This is a genomic window from Pseudomonas sp. JC1203 (assembly GCF_056175065.1).
This window is the reverse complement of the sequence record NZ_JBWCAM010000006.1, coordinates 49,645-67,131: the sequence shown is the minus strand read 5'-3', so window position 1 is coordinate 67,131 and position 17,487 is coordinate 49,645. Positions and strand designations below refer to the sequence as shown.

Here is a 17,487-nt window from a genome sequence, read left to right as displayed (position 1 = left end):
ATACAAGCTAGTCTTCAACGGCAGTTGAATCAGGATGGTTCTGTTTATGTCGCCTACGGTCCGTTTCGCGCTATTAATTGTTGCAGGCCTGCTCAGTGCCTGCGCTGGCCATAAGCCGCCACCTGCGCCCGCGCCGGTGTACCAGCCTTTCGTTTCAGCCCCCCAACAGCCCCTTTCGCCCCAGGCCGATGACGTATTGATGCGTGCCATCGGGTTGGTTGGCACCCCCTATCGTTGGGGTGGCAACACGCCTGATTCGGGCTTCGACTGCAGTGGCCTGATCGCCTACGTCTATCGCGATGCCGCCGGCATCAGCCTGCCGCGCTCCACGCGGGAGATGATCAGCATGCGCGCCCCGGACGTCAGCAAGGATGCCCTGCAGTCCGGCGACCTGATCTTCTTCGCCACCAGCGGCGGCTCGCAAGTCAGCCATGCCGGCATCTACGTGGGCGAGGGCCGCTTCGTGCATGCCCCGGCCACGGGTGGCACAGTGAAGCTGGACTACCTCAACAAGCCCTACTGGCAGCACGCCTACCTGAACGCCAAGCGCGTGCTGCAGCCAGCGAGCCTGGCGCATAACCCTTGATGTGTCTGTGGGAGCTGGCTTGCCAGCGAGCTCTTCGGGGTTCCCCCAAAGCTCGCTGGCAAGCCAGCTCCCACAGGTTGTTTACTTCGCAGCCGTTACCCGCCAGATCTTGTTCCCCACATCATCCGCCACCAACACCCCGCCCTTGTGGTCCTCGGTCACGCCCACCGGCCGGCCCATGGCCTGCTCTTTGTCATTGAGGAACCCGGTCAGCACGTCAATCGGCTGGCCGCTGGGCTTGCCGTCCACGAACGGCACGAAAATCACCTTGTAACCGCTGTGCGGCTTGCGGTTCCACGAGCCGTGCTGGCTGACGTAGGCGCCATGGTTGAACGGCGCGGCCAGGCCGCCGCTGTTGCTGGCAAAGGTGAAACCGATGGACGCGGTGTGCGGCCCCACGGCGTAGTCCGGGGCGATGGCCTTGGCCACCAGGCCCGGGTTCTGCGGGCTGACGCGGTTGTCGATGTGCTGCCCGTAGTAGCTGAACGGCCAGCCATAGAAGCCGCCATCCTTCACTGAAGTGATGTAGTCGGGCACCAGGTCGCTGCCGATTTCGTCGCGTTCGTTGACTGAAGTCCACAGCTGCCCGGTCTGCGGCTCGAACGCCATGCCGTTGGGGTTGCGCAGGCCCGAGGCGTAAATGCGGTGCTCGCCAGTGGCCCGGTCCACTTCCCAGATGGCCGCCCGGCCTTCTTCCTTGTCCAGGCCGTTCTCGCCGACGTTGCTGTTGGAGCCTACGGTGACGTACAGCTTGTTGCCCGACGGGCTGGCAATGACGTTCTTGGTCCAGTGGTGGTTGAGTGGCCCGCCGGGCAGGTCGGTGACCTTGGTGCCCTGGCCGGTGATGGCGGTGGCGCCAGTGTCGTAATGGAAGCGCAGCAGCGCATCGGTGTCGGCCACGTACAGGTCGCTGCCGACCAGGGTGATGCCGAACGGCGAATTGAGGTTGGCGATGAAGACCGTGCGGGTGTCGGCCTTGCCGTCACCGTCGGTGTCGCGCAGCAAGGTGATGCGGTTGGCGCTAGGCACGCCGGCGCCGGCCTTGCCCATCACCTTCTTCATCACCCAGCCCTTGATGCCCTTGCCGTCCTCGGGCTTGGGCGGGGCGTTGGTCTCTGCCACCAGCACGTCGCCGTTGGGCAGCACATACAGCCAGCGCGGGTGGTCCAGGCCTTCGGCGAAGGCCGCCACCTGGGTGCCTTGCGCCGCCTGGGGTTTTTCGTCGGCGGGCCAGCCGATGGCGTCGGCGATGTTCACCGTGGGGATCAACGTCTTGTTTGGCTCCGGCAATTGCGGGTGCGGGCCGGTGCCGTCGGTCACTTTCAGGGTAGAAGACTCGCCGCAAGCCAGCAGCGTGCTGGAGGCGAGGATGATCAGGGCCAGGCGGGTCTTGTGCATTGTCGGTTCTCACTCAGGCGCGATGTCTTCAGTAGAGGGCAGGGCAGGGGTGGTGGTTCCAACGGATTGCCCCCAGCTTTAATTGACCTCCCACCCCCAACCCTCTAACCTTCCCGGCGTGTTTCAGGTGCCTTGCAGCCCAACGGCTGGCAGGGTGAAACAGGGAAGCCGGTGAGCCGCCGCAGGCGTGCGAGCCCGGCGCTGCCCCCGCAACGGTAAATGAGTCAAGGTCGCGCATGGCGCCACTGGGCCGGTCTGGTTCGGGAAGGCGCGCGGCCGGGGTGTGCATGCCCCCGCTCATGAGCCCGGAGACCGGCCTGGAACCCTTCTTGGCAAGCCGCAGGCTTGCCGGTCCCCTTTTGTTCTGTCGCGCGGGTGAGAGCGGCATTGACGAGTCTGTGCTGCGCCCGTCCGGGCCGCGGCTTTTCGTCGATGTCGCCTGTGTGCAGGTGTAGCGGAGAGCTGCGATGAGTGAATCCCAGGAACGTGAACAACGCCATTTGGCGCGCATGTTGCGCAAAAAGGCAGTCATTGACGAGCGCATCGCCAATGCGCCCAACGAATGCGGGCTGCTGCTGGTACTGAGCGGCAACGGCAAGGGCAAGAGCAGTTCGGCCTTCGGCATGCTCGCGCGCGCCATGGGCCATGGCATGCAATGTGGTGTGGTGCAGTTCATCAAGGGCCGCAACGCCACCGGCGAAGAGCTGTTCTTCCGCCGCTTCCCCGAGCAAGTGCGCTACCACGTGATGGGCGAGGGCTTCACCTGGGAAACCCAGGACCGCCAGCGCGACATCGCGGCTGCCCAGGCCGCCTGGGAAGTGTCCCGTGGCCTGCTGCAGGATGAAAGCATCGGCCTGGTGATTCTCGACGAGCTGAACATTGCCCTCAAGCACGGCTACCTGGACCTCGACCAGGTGCTGGCCGACCTGCAGGCGCGCCCGCCCATGCAGCACGTGGTGGTGACCGGCCGCGGCGCCAAGGACGAGATGATCGAACTGGCCGACACCGTCACCGAGATGGGCATGCTCAAGCACGCCTTCCAGGCCGGCATCCGCGCCCAGAAGGGCATCGAGCTATGACCCAGCCGCGTCATTGCCCGGCGGTGCTGATCGCAGCACCTGCATCTGGCCAGGGCAAGACCACCGTCACCGCCGCCCTGGCGCGCCTGCATCGCAACCAGGGGCGCAAGGTGCGGGTGTTCAAGTGCGGGCCGGATTTCCTCGACCCCATGATTCTGGAACGGGCCAGCGGCGCGCCGGTGTACCAGCTGGACCTGTGGATGGTAGGCGCCGAGGAAAGCCGGCGCCTGTTGTGGGAAGCGGCGGCCGAGGCCGACCTGATCCTGATTGAAGGGGTGATGGGCCTGTTCGACGGCACCCCCAGCAGCGCCGACCTGGCGCGGCACTTCGGTGTGCCGGTGCTGGGCGTGATCGACGGCACCGCCATGGCCCAGACCTTCGGCGCCCTGGCCCTGGGCCTGGCGCGCTACCAGCCGGACCTGCCGTTCGCCGGCGTGCTGGCCAACCGCGTCGGCACCCTGCGCCACGCGCAACTGCTGGAAGGCAGCCTCACCGAAGGCCTGCGCTGGTACGGCGCGCTGTCCCGCGAGACCGGCATCGAACTGCCTAGCCGCCACCTCGGCCTGGTGCAGGCCAGCGAACTGAATGACCTGGACCTGCGCCTGGACGCAGCCGCCAACGCCCTGGCGGCAAGCTGCGAGGTGGCACTGCCACCACCGGTCACCTTCGCCGCGCCGACCCCGGTGCCGTGTGAAGCGCTGCTGGCCGGGGTGCGCATCGCCGTCGCCCGTGACGAAGCCTTCGCCTTCACCTACGGTGCCAGCCTGGACCTGTTGCGCGCCATGGGCGCCGAGCTGAGCTTCTTCTCGCCGGTGCATGACGCGCAACTGCCGGCCTGCGACAGCCTGTACCTGCCCGGTGGCTACCCGGAACTGCACCACCACACCCTGGCGGCCAACGCGCCCATGCTGGCGGCGATCCGCGTCCACCACGCCGAGGGCAAACCGCTGCTGGCCGAATGTGGCGGCATGCTTTACCTGCTGGACGCCCTGACCGACGTCGACGGCCAGCGCGCCGAGCTGCTCGGCCTGCTGCCGGGCGAAGCAGTGATGCAAAAACGCCTGGCGGCCTTGGCCCTGCAAGCAGTGGAGCTGCCCGAAGGCACCCTGCGCGGCCACACTTACCACCATTCGCTGACCAGCACTGCGCTTGAGCCCATCGCCCGGGGCATCAGCCCCAACGGTGGCCGCGGCGCCGAAGCGGTGTACCGCGATGGCCGACTGACGGCGTCGTACGTGCACTTCTATTTCCCGTCCAACCCGGCGGCCATCGCCGCCCTGTTCTGCCCCAAAGGGGCCTCGCACACTTGATGACTGACAACGCCTACACCGCCGCCGAGCGCGCGGCCATCTACCGAGCCATCGGTGAGCGCCGCGACATGCGTCACTTCGCTGGCGGCGACGTCGCCCCGCCATTGCTGAGCCGCCTGCTGCACGCCGCCCACCAGGCGCCCAGCGTCGGCCTGATGCAGCCGTGGCGCTTCATCCGCATCAGCGACCGTGCCCTGCGCGGGCAAATCCAGGCAGTGGTGGAGCACGAGCGGGTGCGCACCGCCGAGGCGCTGGGCGAGCGCTCGGACGAGTTCATGAAACTCAAGGTGGAAGGCATCAACGACTGTGCCGAAGTGCTGGTGGCGGCGCTGATGGATGACCGCGAGCGGCACATATTCGGCCGCCGGACCCTGCCGGAGATGGACCTGGCGTCGCTGTCCTGCGCCATCCAGAACCTGTGGCTGGCGGCGCGCGCCGAGGGGCTGGGCATGGGCTGGGTGTCGCTGTTCGACCCCCAGGCATTGGCCGAGCTGCTGGGCCTGCCCGCCGGCGCCAAGCCCATGGCCGTGTTGTGCCTGGGCCCGGTGACCGAATTCTATCCCTCGCCCATGCTGGTGATGGAAGGCTGGGCTGCGGAAAAGCCCCTGGCCGAGATGCTCTACGAAAACCAGTGGGGGGTGAAGCCATGAGCATCGCCCTGGTCACGGTTGCCGGCGTGGCGCTGGACGCCTTGCTGGGCGAGCCGAAAAGCCGCCACCCGCTGGTCGCCTTCGGGCGCCTGGCCGACCGCCTGGAACGGCGCTTCAACAGCGGTGGCCGTGGCTGGCGCAGCCACGGTGTGACGGCGTGGTTCCTGGCCGTGATTCCCTTGACGCTGCTGGCGACGCTGCTGTCCTGGCTGCCGTACCTGGGCACCCTTGTGGAAATCCTGGCGCTGTACTGCGCCCTGGGCCTGCGCAGCCTGGGCGAGCACGTGGCCCCCGTGGCCCAGGCGCTGCGCAGCGATGACCTGGACACCGCGCGCACCCGCGTGGGTTACCTGGTCAGCCGCCAGACCAGCGAGCTGGATGCCAACGCCGTGGCCCGCGCCGCCACCGAGTCGGTGCTGGAAAACGGTAGCGACGCGGTATTCGCCGCGCTGTTCTGGTTTGCCGTGGCCGGCGCGCCGGGCGTGGTGCTGTACCGCCTAAGCAATACCCTGGACGCCATGTGGGGCTACCGCAACGAGCGTTTCGAACGTTTCGGCTGGGCGGCAGCGCGCATCGACGACGTCCTCAACTATATTCCTGCCCGGCTGGTGGCGCTGACCTACGCGGGGCTGGGCAAGACCCGCCTGGCCCTGCGCTGCTGGCGTCGGCAGGCGCCGCAATGGGACAGCCCCAACGCCGGCCCGGTGATGGCTGCCGGTGCCGGTGCCCTGGGCGTCGAGCTGGGCGGCCCGGCGGTCTATCATGGCGAACTGCATGAACGCGCGACGCTGGGCGAAGGCCCGGCGGCCGACGCCGACGCCATCGACCGCGGCTGGCAACTGGTGCAGCGCGGTGTGTGGCTGTGGCTGCTGATCCTGTGTGTGGGAGGGCAATTCTATGCTTGAGCACGGTGGACGGCTGCGCAAGGCCGCGCAGCAATACGGCATCGCCGAAGCCGACTGGCTCGACCTGTCCAGCGGCCTGGCGCCCTGGCCCTGGCCGATCCCGCCGATTCCCGAGCGCGCCTGGGCACGCTTGCCGGAAACCGACGACGGCCTGGAAGCGGCGGCCTGCGCCTACTACGGCGTCAACCAGGTGCTGCCGGTGCCCGGTTCCCAGTGCGCTATCCAGCTGCTGCCGCGCCTGCGCCGCGGCGGCAAGATCGGCGTGCTGTCGCCATGCTACGCCGAGCATGCCGAGGCCTGGCGCCGCGCCGGGCACCTGGTGCGCGAGGTCAGTGAGAGCGAAGTGGACTTCTTCCTCGACAGCCTCGACGTGCTGGTGGTGGTCAACCCCAACAACCCCACCGGCCGCCTGCTGCCCGCCGAACGCCTGCTGGACTGGCACGCGCGGCTGGCCCAGCGCGGCGGCTGGCTGGTGGTGGACGAAGCCTTCATGGACAACACCCCGGCGGTCAGCCTTGCGCCCCACGTGGAGCGCCCCGGGCTGATAGTGCTGCGCTCGTTCGGCAAATTCTTCGGCCTGGCCGGCGTGCGCCTGGGCTTTGTGCTGGGGCAGAAAAAGTTTCTTCAGCTGCTGGCCGAACAGGTCGGCCCCTGGGCCGTCAGCGGCCCCACGCGCATTCTCGGCCAGGCCTGCCTGAACGACACCGCCGGGCACCAGCGCATGATCGAGCGCAGTGACCTCGCCAGCCTGCGCCTGGCCGCCCTGCTGGCGCGCTTCGAGCTGGCGCCGCACGGCGGCTGCGCGCTGTTCCAGTGGCTGGTCAGCGACAAGGCCGTGGCGCTGCACGAGTTCCTGGCCCAGCGCGGTATTCTCGTGCGCCTGTTCGTCGCCACCAGTAGCGTGCGCTTCGGCCTGCCACCCGAAGAGCCCGACTGGCTGCGCCTGGAACAAACGCTGCACGCCTTCAACGAGGAACATCCGTGAGTACATTGATGGTGCAGGGCACCACCTCCGATGCCGGCAAAAGCACCCTGGTGACCGCGCTGTGCCGCTGGCTGACCCGTCAGGGCGTCGCCGTGGTGCCGTTCAAGCCGCAGAACATGGCGCTCAACAGCGCGGTGACCGCCGACGGCGGCGAGATCGGCCGCGCCCAGGCCGTGCAGGCCCAGGCCGCCTACCTGGCGCCGCACACCGACATGAACCCGGTGCTGCTCAAGCCCAACAGCGACACCGGCGCCCAGGTCATCATTCATGGCCGCGCAGTCACCACCATGAACGCCGTGGCCTACCACGACTACAAGGCCATCGCCATGCAGGCGGTGCTGGCCTCGCACCAGCGCCTGAGCCAGCAGTACCCGGTGGTGATGGTGGAAGGCGCCGGTTCGCCGGCCGAGATCAACCTGCGCGCTGGCGACATCGCCAACATGGGCTTTGCCGAAGCGGTGGATTGCCCGGTGCTGCTGATCGCCGACATCAACCGTGGCGGTGTGTTCGCCCACCTGGTGGGCACCCTGGAATTACTTTCGCCCAGTGAGCAGGCGCGGGTGCAGGGTTTCATCATCAACCGTTTCCGTGGCGACATCGCCTTGCTGCAACCAGGCCTGGACTGGCTGGAAGCGCGCACCGGCAAACCGGTGATCGGCGTGCTGCCCTACGTGCTGGACCTGCACCTGGAAGCCGAAGATGGCCTCGACCGGCGCCAGGCCGACAAGGCCGCCCAAGTGCTCAAGGTGATCGTGCCGGTGCTGCCGCGCATCAGCAACCACACCGACTTCGACCCGCTGCGCCTGCACCCGCAAGTGGACCTGCAGTTCATCGGCCCCGGCGACAGCATTCCGCCGGCCGACCTGATCATCCTGCCGGGCTCCAAGAGCGTGCGCAGTGACCTTGCGTACCTGCGTGCCCAAGGCTGGGAAACTGCCATCGCCCGTCACCTGCGCTACGGCGGCAAGCTGCTGGGTATCTGCGGCGGCCTGCAGATGCTTGGCCAGCAGGTGCATGACCCGCTGGGCCTGGAAGGCGCGCCGGGCTCAAGCCCGGGCCTGGGCCTGCTGGCGTACGAGACCACCCTTGAAAGCGAAAAGCAGCTGCGCAACGTGCAGGGCCGCCTGAGCCTGGAAGGCGCTGCCGTGGCCGGCTACGAAATTCATGCCGGCGTCACCCGTGGCCCGGCGCTGGCAAACCCCCTGGTGCAGCTGGACGACGGCCGCAGCGACGGCGCCATCAGCGACGACGGCCAGGTGTTGGGCACCTACCTGCACGGGCTGTTCGAGGCGTCGGCCTCCAGCAGCGCGCTGCTGCGCTGGGCCGGCCTTGAAGACGTGCAGGACGTGGACTACCACGCCCTGCGCGAAGTGGACATCGAACGCCTGGCAGACCTGGTGGAAAAGCACCTGGACACCGAACGCCTGCGCGCCCTGTGCGGCCTGCCACAGGAGGCGCCAGCATGTTGCAACTGATTCTGGGTGGCGCCCGCTCGGGCAAGAGCCGCCTGGCCGAACAGCGCGCCGTCGACAGCGGCCTGGCCGTGACCTACATCGCCACCAGCCAGCCGCTGGACGGCGAAATGAACGAGCGGGTGCGCCTGCACCGCCAGCGCCGCCCCGAACAGTGGGGCCTGGTGGAAGAGCCGGTGCAACTGGCGCAGGTGCTGCTTGGGCACGCCAGCGCCGAGCGCTGCCTGCTGGTGGATTGCCTGACCCTGTGGCTGACCAACCTGCTGATGCTCGAAGACCCCGCACGCCTGGCGCACGAGCGCGAGGCGCTGCTGCAGTGCCTGGCCCAACTGCCGGGCGAAATCATTTTTGTCAGCAACGAGACCGGTCTCGGCGTAGTGCCCCTGGGCGAACTGACCCGCCGCTACGTGGACGAGGCCGGCCTGTTGCACCAGGCCCTGGCCGAACGCTGCCAGCGCGTGACCCTGACCGTCGCCGGCCTGCCCCTTACCCTGAAAGGAACCGACACATGAGCAATGCCTGGTGGCTGAACCCATGCCAGCCCATCGACACCCTGGTGCTGCAGCAGGCCCAGGAGCGCCAGCGCCAGCTGACCAAGCCGGCCGGCTCGCTGGGCCCGCTGGAGGACGTGGCGGTGCAACTTGCCGGCCTGCAACACCGCTTGAAGCCGTCGGTGGACAAGGTCTGGATCAGCATTTTCGCCGGTGACCACGGCATCGTCGCCGAAGGCGTGTCGCCGTACCCGCAGGAAGTCACCTGGCAGATGCTGCTGAATTTCGTCAACGGCGGCGCGGCCATCAGCGTGCTTGCCCGCCAGTTGAACGCGCAACTGGAAGTGGTCGACCTGGGCACCGCCAGTGCTGTCGACAACCTGCCGGGCGTGCGCCACGAACGCGTCGGCCCGGGCACGCGCAACTTCGCCAAGGAGCCGGCCATGACCCGCGCCCAGGGCGAGCAGGCCCTGCAGGTAGGCCGCGACAGCGTGCAGCGCGCCCTGGCCGCCGGCACCCAGCTGTTCATTGGTGGCGAGATGGGTATCGGCAACACCAGCTCGGCTGCTGCGCTGGCCTGCGCCCTGCTGGATTGCCCGATCACCGACCTGGCCGGCCCCGGCACCGGCCTGGACGCTGCTGGCGTCAGCCACAAGGCCCAGGTGATTCAGCGCGCGCTGGAAACTCATGCCAACCTGCCTGCCGACCCGCTGGAACGCCTGCTGTGCTTCGGTGGTTTTGAGGTGGTGGCTTTGGTCGGCGCCTATCTGGCCGCTGCCCAGGCCGGCATTGCCGTACTGGTGGATGGCTACATCTGTACCGTCGCCGCCCTTGTGGCCACGCGCCTGAACCCGGGCTGCCGCGCCTGGCTGCTGTTCGGCCACCGTGGCGCCGAGCCCGGCCACCGCCATGTATTGGCGGCGCTGGACGCCCAGCCGCTGCTGGACCTGGGCCTTCGCCTGGGCGAGGCCAGCGGCGCCGCCCTGGCCGTGCCGTTGCTGCGCCTGGCCTGCGACCTGCACGGGCAAATGGCGACCTTCGCCGAAGCGGCCGTGGCGGACCGCGCCGAATGACCCTGGTGCTGGACCTGCTGCGCCACGGTGAAACCGAGCAGGGCGGCGGTTTGCGCGGCAGCATCGATGACGCGCTGACCGCCCGTGGCTGGCAGCAGATGCGCGATGCAGTAGCCGAGCGCAGCGGCTGGGACCGCATCATCAGCTCGCCGCTGCAGCGCTGCCGGCTGTTCGCCGAGGAACTGGCAGCGCAGCGGCAACTGCCCTTGAGCCTGGAGCCGGGCCTGCAGGAACTGCACTTTGGCGACTGGGAAGGGCGCAGCGCCGCCGAGCTCATGGTGACCGACGAGCGTGGCCTGGGCCTGTTCTGGTCCGACCCGTATGGGTTCACGCCACCCAACGGCGAGCCGGTGCTGGCGTTCAGCGCGCGCGTGCTGGGGGCGGTCGAGCGCCTGCAGGCGGCCTACGCCGGGCAACGTTTGCTGGTGGTCTGCCACGGCGGCGTGATGCGCCTGCTGCTGGCCCGTGCCCGTGGTTTGCCACGCGAGCAGTTGCTGTCAGTGGAAGCGGGCAATGGCAGCCTGTTCACCCTGGCGCTGGCTGCCGACGGCCACCTGCGCGAGGAAGGCTGAGCCATGTTGCCGTTCTGGATTGCCCTGCAATTTCTCAGCAGCTTGCCGGTACGCCTGGCCGGCATGCCGCCGCCCCAGGCCATGGGGCGTTCGCTGCTGTGTTACCCGCTGGTGGGGTTGCTGTTCGGCGTGCTGCTGTGGGCGCTGAACCTGCTGCTGGCAGGCAGCCCGGCCTTGCTGCACGCGGCGTTATTGCTCAGCGCCTGGGTGCTGCTCAGCGGCGGCCTGCACCTGGACGGCCTGGCCGACAGCGCCGATGCCTGGTTGGGCGGCTTTGGTGACAGGGCGCGCACCCTGGAAATCATGAAAGACCCGCGCAGCGGGCCCATCGCCGTGGTGACCCTGGTGTTGGTGCTGCTGCTGAAGTTCTGTGCGCTGCTGGCGGTGGTGGACAGCGGCCACGGCGCAATCCTGCTGATCGCCCCGTTGCTGGGCCGCGCGTCGCTGCTGGGCTTGTTCCTCAGCACGCCTTATGTCCGTGCCGGCGGCCTGGGCCAGGCGCTGGCCGACCATTTGCCGCGCGCGGCAGGGCGTGGGGTGTTGCTGCTCAGCGCCGTGGCCTGTGTGTTGCTGGCGGGGGTGAAGGCCCTGTGGGTCGTAGCCATTGCGCTGGCGGCTGGCCTCTGGCTGCGCCAGCTGATGGTGCGCCGCCTGGGCGGCACCACCGGTGACACCGCCGGGGCGCTGCTGGAGTTGCTGGAGATGATCGTGCTGGTGGCCTGGGCCCTGATGGCCTGAAGCCAGGCGGACCTCCTGTGGGAGCTGGCTTGCCAGCGAGCTTTTAGGGGCCTCGACAACTCGCTGGCAAGCCAGCTCCCACAGAGCTTGGCAGCCGCTGCAGGCATGGGGCTCGTTATGCGCTTGCGCCACGGCGGCTGGAAAGGATAATCGCCAACAGAATCAGCGCCCCACCCAGCAGCATCCGCAATGTCGGCGTCTCGCTGAAAATCACCCACGCAAACGCAATCCCGTAGACCGGCTCCAGCGCGAACACCACCGCCGCCGTGCGCGCCTTGATCACCGCCAGGCTGGCGACGAACAGGCTGTGGGCGATGCCGGTGCAGAACACCCCCAGCAGGCCGATCCACAGCCAATCCATGGCGCTGACGGCGGGTAATTGCGGCCACGCGGCAGGCACCAGGCACAGCGCCACCACGGCGTTCTGGCACAGCGCTGCCTGCACCGGCGGCACGCGTGTGCCACTGGCGCGGTTGACGAGCGACAGCACGGCGAAGGTCAGGCCGGAAAATACCGCCCACAGCAGGCCGGCCGTGGCCTGGCTGGCGATGTCGAACGCCGGGGTCACCAGAACCAGGCCAATGCTCACCAACAGCATCAGCAAAATCTCATTACGGCGAATACGCTCGCGGAACACCAAGCCTTCCAGCAGCACGGTAAACGCCGGGAAGCTGGCGAAGCCCAGCGTGGCCACGGCCACACCGGCCATTTTCACGGCGATGAAAAAGCTCACCCAATGCGCCGCCAGCAGGCCCCCGGCGCCCAGCAGCCGGCCCCAGTCCGCCGCTTCCAGGCGCTGCCAGCCGCGCCGCGCCAGGCCCAGGAACGCCGCCAGCGCCGCCACGGCGAACACCGCCCGGCCAAACACGATCACCACGGCACCAGCATTCGCCAGCTTGCCGAACACCCCGGCCAGGCCAAAGAACAGCGCGCCGAAATGCAGGGCGGCGAGGGCGGTGCGGTGGTTCATGTCATGTCCTTATGGCGGAGGGGGCTGTCATTTTATTGTTGCACGAGCGTCATGGTCATTTCATGACGCCGTCGCAAGCTTGTGCAAACCCTGACGGAAGCCTGCCCATGACCAGCGCCCAGTTTCCCAAGCCCACCGGCAAGCAGCGCGTGCGCACCTTGTGGATTTCCGATGTACACCTGGGTACCCGCGACTGCCAGGCCGAGCACCTGTCACGCTTCCTCAAGGCCTACCATGCCGACCGCATTTACCTGGTGGGCGACATCATCGACGGTTGGAAACTGCGCGGCGGCATGTACTGGCCGCAGGCGCACACCAATGTGATTCGCCGCCTACTGACCATGAGCAAGCGTGGCACCGAGGTGATCTACGTCACTGGCAACCATGACGAGTTCCTGCGCCGCTATTCCAAGCTGATTCTGGGCAATATCCAGCTGGTGGACGAAGCCGAGCACGTCACCGCCGATGGCCGCCGGCTGCTGGTGATTCACGGCGACCAGTTCGACGTTATCACCCGCTACCACCGCTGGCTGGCGTTTTTGGGGGATTCGGCCTACGAATTCACCCTTACCCTGAACCGTTGGCTGAACCACTGGCGGGCCCGCTACGGCTACGGCTACTGGTCGCTGTCGGCCTACCTCAAGCACAAGGTCAAGACTGCGGTCAGCTTCATCAGCGACTTCGAGGAAGCCATCGCCCATGAGTGCGTGAAGCGTGGCTTCCACGGGGTGGTGTGCGGGCACATCCACCACGCCGAGATCCGCCAGGTGGGCGAGGTGGAATACCTCAATTGCGGCGATTGGGTGGAGTCATGCACGGCGCTGATCGAGCATTGGGACGGGCAGATCGAGCTGTACCGCCTTGCAGATGCGCAGGCCGCGCAACTGGCCCAAGCCACCACCGTAACCCCGTAACAGGTGGGAGCTGGCTTGCCAGCGAGTTGTTCGCAGGCCCCACAGCTCGCTGGCAAGCCAGCTCCCACAAGGGATCGGTGTCACGCCGGCATATTGGCCAGTGCTTCACGGTAAAGCGAGCGCCTGGGTTCGGCGAACACCCGCGCCAGCATGGGCTCGAAGAAATCCAGGGGCAGGTGCTCATACGCCGGGTCGAACGCCGCGGCGTCATATTTTGCACAGAATTCGATGGTCTGCCGGTACTGCGGGTGGTCCTGGAATTGCTCGCGCAGGTGCCGGTCCATGCCCAGGTGATGGAAGAAGTAATAGCCCTGGAATATCCCGTGCTTCTCGACCATCCAGTGGTTCTCGGGGCTGACGAACGGCTTGAGGATGGCCGCGGCGATGTCCGGGTGGTTGTAGCTGGCCAGGGTGTCGCCGATGTCGTGCAGCAGCGCGCACACCACGTATTCCTCGTCGCGGCCATCGCGGTAGGCGCGGGTGGCGGTCTGCAGCGAGTGGGTCAGGCGGTCGACGGGAAAGCCGCCGAAATCGCCGTCCAGCAGGCGCAGGTGGGTGACGATGCGCTGGGGCAACTGGCGGGCATACTGGGCAAAGTCGTTGGCGATGATGGCCCAGTCCTGCTCGGTGCCATCCTTCATGTGGGTGAAGCGTGCTTGTTCGCTCATCTCGGCTCCGTCTGTCGCGGGTTGCGGCGAGTATAGACGCGGTTGCTAAAAGCCTACCTTGCCCACCAGCATGTCGCGGTACATCACGAAGTCGCCGAACAGGCTGTACAGCGGGTGGCGGAAGGTGGCCGGGCGGTTTTTCTCGAAGAAGAAATGGCCAATCCAGGCAAAGCTGTAGCCGGCCACCGGCAGGGCGATCAACAGCATCCAGCTGCCGCTGGCCACTATCCACGCCACCAGCGCTATCACCAGGCTGGTACCGATGAAGTGCAGGCGCCGGCACGTGCTGTTGCTGTGCTCCGCGAGGTAGTAGGGGTAGAAGTCGTTGAAGCTGGCAAACTCATGGTCTTTGTTCACGACGGCAGTCTCGCAGACGATCAATGGGACTACGTGGCACCTTATTTAAGTCTAGAGTGAACGACAAGGCGGGCCAGTGACCGAAGGCGCCAGTTTCGTATCTTTTGACACAATTGCCACGGTTTGAAAGGAATGGGGCGGCAGCGGCATGAGCGAACGGACCACATCGGCCAGTTGGGCCGGGGGCATTGTGAAGGCGCTGGAACTGGAAGGGCTGGACTGCCGGGCGCTGTTCGCCCAGCTGGGGCTCGACTACGGCGCCCTGGACGACCCCGATGCACGCTTTACCCAGGACTCGATGACGCGGCTGTGGACCCTGGCAGTCGAGCTGTCGGGCAACCCTGCCATTGGCCTGAACATGGCGCGGGTAGTGCGCCCGGCGTCTTTCCATGTGGTGGGCTATGCGCTGATGTCCAGCCGCACCCTGGCCGAGGGCTTCGAACGGCTGGTGCGCTACCAGCGCATCATCGCCGAAAGCGCCGACGTCAGTTTCAAACTGCTGCCCGAAGGCTACGGGCTGATCGTGACCGTGCACGGCGACCACCTGCCGCCCACCCGCCAGAGCGCCGAGGCCTCGCTGGCCTGCGCCTTGTCACTTTGCGGCTGGCTGAGCGGGCGCACCCTGCAACCGCGCAAGGTGATGATCCAGGGCAGTGAGCCCCCGGACCCCAGCGCTTATCAGCAGGCGTTCCATGCGCCGCTGGTGTTTGGCGCGCCCTACGATGCGCTGATTTTCGAGCGCGCCGACATGGAAGCGCCCCTGGCCACTGCCAACGAGGCCATGGCGGCACTGCACGACCGCTTCGCCGGGGAATACCTGGCGCGCTTCTCGGAAAGCCGCGTGACCCACCAGGCGCGCCAGGTGCTGTGCCGCCTGTTGCCGCAAGGCGAACCCAAGCGCGAGGCGGTGGCGCAGGTGCTGCACCTGTCCCAGCGCACCTTGCAGCGGCGCCTGCAGGACGAAGGCACCAGCTTCCAGGCACTGCTTGATGACACCCGCCGCGAACTGGCCGAGCAGTACCTGGCGCAGCCGCGCATGACCCTGCTCGAAGCCGCCTACCTGCTGGGCTTCGCCGACCCCAGCAACTTCTTCCGCGCCTTCCGCCGCTGGTTCGACACCACGCCGGGCGAATACCGTGCGCGCCTGCTGGGCACCGAAGAGTTGGAGGTCAGTGCCGCCAGAACGCCGGCATGCACAGCACCAGCACCGTAATGATCTCCAGCCGACCCAGCAGCATGCCGCCGGCCAGTATCCACTTGGCGGCGTCTGGCAGGCCGGCGAAGTTGCCGGAAGGCCCGATGGCTTCGCCCAGCCCCGGGCCCACGCCCGACACGGTGCTGGCGGCGCCGGTCAGCGCGGTCATCCAGTCCAGGCCCAGCAGCGACAACGCCAGGGCGATGCCACTGATGGTGATGGCGAAGAAGAACGAGAACGTCAGGATCGAGCGCACGATGTCTTCGTCCAGGCGGTGACCGTTGTACTTCTGGCGGATGACCGCGCGCGGGTGGATCAACTGGTTGAGGTTGGCCTTGAGCAGGATGTAGGCCACCTGGAAACGGAAAATCTTCACCCCGCCGGCCGTAGAGCCCGAACAGCCACCAATGAAGCCCAGATAGAAGAACAGCATCAGGGCAAAGTTGCCCCACAGGCTGTAGTCGCCCAGGGCGAAGCCGGTGGTGGTGACCACCGACGTCACGTTCAGCGCCACGTGGCGCAGGGCGGTCCACCACGGCAGGTTGGTCTGCCACCAATACCATGTGGTCATCACCAGCCAGGTCACCAGCAGCAGGCCGATAAAGCCCTGCACCTGTTCGTCACGCAGCAGCGCCCGGCGGTTGCCGCGCAGGGTGGCGACGTACAGGGTGAACGGCAGGCTGCCGAGGATCATCACCACCACCGCCACCCAGTGCACTGCCGGCTGCGACCACTTGGCCAGGGACTGGTCGGAGGTGGAAAAACCGCCGGTGGAAATCGCTGACATTGCGTGGTTGATGGCGTCGAACACGCTCATGCCCGCCGCCCAGAAGGCCAGGCTGCCCAGCGCGGTGATGCCGATGTACACCAGCACGATGGACTTGGCCACCATGTGCGAGCGGGGCATGACCTTCTCCGAACGGTCCGAGGACTCGGTCTGGAACAGCCGCATGCCACCCACCCGCAGCAGGGGCAGGATCGCCACCGCCATGCCGATGAAGCCGATGCCGCCCAGCCAGTGCAGCAGCGAGCGCCACATCAGGATGCCCGGCGACATGCTGTCGAGGCCGCTGAGCACGGTGGAACCGGTGGCGGTGATGCCCGACATGCTTTCGAAAAAGGCGTCGGTGTAGCTGGTGTGCTCGGTGAGCACGAAGGGCAGGGCGGCGAACACGCACACCACCAGCCAGCTGGACACGGTGAGCAGGTACATGTCGCGCGGGCGCAGGTTGACGTTGTCGGGGCGGCCGGGTATCAGCAGCGCCAGGCCGGCAACGAAGGTGATCAGGCTGGACCACAGGAATGACGGCAGGTCGCCGGTGTGGCCGAAAATCAGCAGGGTGGCCATGGGGACAACCATGCTGATCGCCAGGGTGATCAGGAAGATGCCGATGATAAAGCCAATGATGCGCAGGGTCGGCAACGCCATGGAGTCCGCTCGGGGCTGAAAAAAGAAGGGCGCCATTCTACCTGCGGGTCTGTGCATGTAAACCCGGCAAGGGTTTGCTCGTTATGTCTAGAATAGGTGCTCTTTCAATATTCAGGAGGTGGCCGATGGAGGCCCTCGACGCATTGCTCAACCGTGTATCCGTTCCGCGCCTGGTGGAGCCCGCGCCGTCGGCTGCGCAGCGCGAAGTGCTGTTCCAGGCCGCCCTGCGCGCGCCGGACCATGGCCAGCTGCGGCCATGGCGGTTCCTCACCGTGGAAGGCGCGGCCCGCGAACAGCTGGGTGAGATCCTGGCCGAGGCGGTGCAACTCAAGGGCGACGCCAGCCCGGCGGCCCTGGAAAAAGCCCGTGGCATGCCGCTGCGCGCGCCGTTGGTGGTCGTGGTGGTGGCGCGCCTGCAGGACCACTTCAAGGTGCCCAAGGCCGAGCAACTGTTGGCGGCCGGTTGTGCTGCGCAAAATATTTTGCTGGCGGCGTTTGCCCAGGGCATCGGCGCGGTGTGGCGCACCGGCGAGCTGGCCTATGCCCCGCACGTGGCCAAGGGCCTGGGGTTGGGCGAGGGTGAGGAGGTGATTGCCTTCCTGTACCTGGGTACGCCGTTGAACCCGCCGCGTGAAGCACCGGTGGTCAGCACCGCCGACTACGTCAGCGCCTGGTCGGCCTGATAGGCCTGGGCT

The 17,487-nt window shown here is 67.1% G+C and carries 19 protein-coding genes and 1 riboswitch; of the genes, 14 read left to right on the top strand and 5 right to left on the bottom strand.

Features of this window, described 5'->3' with window-relative positions; genetic code table 11:
• Positions 1 to 46: 46 nt before the first annotated feature.
• Positions 47 to 586, top strand: coding sequence for a C40 family peptidase (locus AC0SZ7_RS11045; protein ID WP_475504438.1), 540 nt, complete (start codon positions 47 to 49; stop codon positions 584 to 586).
• Positions 587 to 667: 81 nt separating this feature from the next.
• Here AC0SZ7_RS11045 and AC0SZ7_RS11040 read toward each other — a convergent pair whose 3' ends face one another.
• Positions 668 to 1,984, bottom strand: coding sequence for a PQQ-dependent sugar dehydrogenase (locus AC0SZ7_RS11040; protein WP_475504437.1), 1,317 nt, complete (start codon positions 1,982 to 1,984; stop codon positions 668 to 670).
• Positions 1,985 to 2,092: 108 nt separating this feature from the next.
• Positions 2,093 to 2,319, top strand: a riboswitch (cobalamin riboswitch).
• Between the two features lie 132 nt (positions 2,320 to 2,451).
• Here AC0SZ7_RS11040 and cobO point away from each other — a divergent pair.
• From cobO to AC0SZ7_RS10990, 10 genes are read left to right on the top strand one after another with little or no spacing between them, the layout of a single operon-like run.
• Complete coding sequence (gene cobO / locus AC0SZ7_RS11035) at positions 2,452 to 3,063, top strand: cob(I)yrinic acid a,c-diamide adenosyltransferase (RefSeq protein ID WP_475504436.1); 612 nt, start codon at positions 2,452 to 2,454, stop codon at positions 3,061 to 3,063.
• On the top strand, positions 3,060 to 4,373 hold the full coding sequence (locus tag AC0SZ7_RS11030) for a cobyrinate a,c-diamide synthase (RefSeq protein WP_475504435.1): 1,314 nt from the start codon (positions 3,060 to 3,062) through the stop codon (positions 4,371 to 4,373). The genes cobO and AC0SZ7_RS11030 overlap by 4 nt, the downstream gene beginning before the upstream one ends.
• Positions 4,373 to 5,023 carry a 5,6-dimethylbenzimidazole synthase gene (bluB, locus tag AC0SZ7_RS11025; protein WP_475504434.1) on the top strand — a complete coding sequence of 217 codons (651 nt, stop codon included), beginning with the start codon at positions 4,373 to 4,375 and terminating at the stop codon, positions 5,021 to 5,023. The genes AC0SZ7_RS11030 and bluB overlap by 1 nt, the downstream gene beginning before the upstream one ends.
• The gene (gene cbiB / locus AC0SZ7_RS11020; protein WP_475504433.1) at positions 5,020 to 5,928 is read left to right on the top strand and encodes an adenosylcobinamide-phosphate synthase CbiB; all 909 of its coding nucleotides are present in this window, start codon (positions 5,020 to 5,022) and stop codon (positions 5,926 to 5,928) included. Before bluB ends, cbiB begins: the two co-directional genes overlap by 4 nt.
• Entirely contained in the window at positions 5,921 to 6,913 is a 993-nt protein-coding gene (cobD, locus tag AC0SZ7_RS11015) for a threonine-phosphate decarboxylase CobD (protein WP_475504432.1), read from the top strand. The genes cbiB and cobD overlap by 8 nt, the downstream gene beginning before the upstream one ends.
• 8 nt (positions 6,914 to 6,921) lie before the next feature.
• A complete protein-coding gene (locus AC0SZ7_RS11010; RefSeq protein ID WP_475504620.1) occupies positions 6,922 to 8,388 on the top strand; it encodes a cobyric acid synthase in 1,467 nt (488 codons plus the stop codon).
• The gene (cobU, locus tag AC0SZ7_RS11005; RefSeq protein WP_475504431.1) at positions 8,376 to 8,897 is read left to right on the top strand and encodes a bifunctional adenosylcobinamide kinase/adenosylcobinamide-phosphate guanylyltransferase; all 522 of its coding nucleotides are present in this window, start codon (positions 8,376 to 8,378) and stop codon (positions 8,895 to 8,897) included. The genes AC0SZ7_RS11010 and cobU overlap by 13 nt, the downstream gene beginning before the upstream one ends.
• Positions 8,894 to 9,949 carry a nicotinate-nucleotide--dimethylbenzimidazole phosphoribosyltransferase gene (gene cobT, locus AC0SZ7_RS11000; protein ID WP_475504430.1) on the top strand — a complete coding sequence of 352 codons (1,056 nt, stop codon included), beginning with the start codon at positions 8,894 to 8,896 and terminating at the stop codon, positions 9,947 to 9,949. Before cobU ends, cobT begins: the two co-directional genes overlap by 4 nt.
• The gene (cobC, locus tag AC0SZ7_RS10995; RefSeq protein WP_475504429.1) at positions 9,946 to 10,521 is read left to right on the top strand and encodes an alpha-ribazole phosphatase family protein; all 576 of its coding nucleotides are present in this window, start codon (positions 9,946 to 9,948) and stop codon (positions 10,519 to 10,521) included. The genes cobT and cobC overlap by 4 nt, the downstream gene beginning before the upstream one ends.
• Before the next feature lie 3 nt (positions 10,522 to 10,524).
• Positions 10,525 to 11,259, top strand: a complete 735-nt coding sequence (locus AC0SZ7_RS10990) for an adenosylcobinamide-GDP ribazoletransferase (protein WP_475504428.1) — start codon at positions 10,525 to 10,527, stop codon at positions 11,257 to 11,259.
• A 115-nt stretch (positions 11,260 to 11,374) separates the two neighbouring features.
• Here the strand turns inward: AC0SZ7_RS10990 and AC0SZ7_RS10985 are convergent, their stop codons facing one another.
• Entirely contained in the window at positions 11,375 to 12,229 is an 855-nt protein-coding gene (locus AC0SZ7_RS10985; RefSeq protein WP_475504427.1) for a DMT family transporter, read from the bottom strand.
• 107 nt (positions 12,230 to 12,336) lie between these two features.
• Between AC0SZ7_RS10985 and AC0SZ7_RS10980 the strand changes: the two genes are divergently transcribed.
• Positions 12,337 to 13,143: a UDP-2,3-diacylglucosamine diphosphatase gene (locus tag AC0SZ7_RS10980; protein WP_475504426.1), complete on the top strand. Its 807-nt coding sequence runs from the start codon at positions 12,337 to 12,339 to the stop codon at positions 13,141 to 13,143.
• Positions 13,144 to 13,223: 80 nt separating this feature from the next.
• On the opposite strand, the gene AC0SZ7_RS10975 is transcribed toward AC0SZ7_RS10980, so the two are convergent.
• Entirely contained in the window at positions 13,224 to 13,811 is a 588-nt protein-coding gene (locus AC0SZ7_RS10975; protein WP_475504425.1) for an HD domain-containing protein, read from the bottom strand.
• Positions 13,812 to 13,856: 45 nt separating this feature from the next.
• Positions 13,857 to 14,168 carry an Mpo1-like protein gene (locus AC0SZ7_RS10970; RefSeq protein ID WP_475504424.1) on the bottom strand — a complete coding sequence of 104 codons (312 nt, stop codon included), beginning with the start codon at positions 14,166 to 14,168 and terminating at the stop codon, positions 13,857 to 13,859.
• Between the two features lie 148 nt (positions 14,169 to 14,316).
• Between AC0SZ7_RS10970 and AC0SZ7_RS10965 the strand changes: the two genes are divergently transcribed.
• A complete protein-coding gene (locus AC0SZ7_RS10965) occupies positions 14,317 to 15,381 on the top strand; it encodes an AraC family transcriptional regulator (protein ID WP_475504423.1) in 1,065 nt (354 codons plus the stop codon).
• Here the strand turns inward: AC0SZ7_RS10965 and AC0SZ7_RS10960 are convergent.
• Positions 15,338 to 16,792, bottom strand: a complete 1,455-nt coding sequence (locus AC0SZ7_RS10960; protein ID WP_475504422.1) for a TrkH family potassium uptake protein — start codon at positions 16,790 to 16,792, stop codon at positions 15,338 to 15,340. The two genes, AC0SZ7_RS10965 and AC0SZ7_RS10960, sit on opposite strands and share 44 nt — an antisense overlap.
• 125 nt (positions 16,793 to 16,917) lie before the next feature.
• Between AC0SZ7_RS10960 and AC0SZ7_RS10955 the strand changes: the two genes are divergently transcribed.
• Positions 16,918 to 17,475, top strand: a complete 558-nt coding sequence (locus tag AC0SZ7_RS10955) for a nitroreductase family protein (protein WP_475504421.1) — start codon at positions 16,918 to 16,920, stop codon at positions 17,473 to 17,475.
• Positions 17,476 to 17,487: the final 12 nt, after the last annotated feature.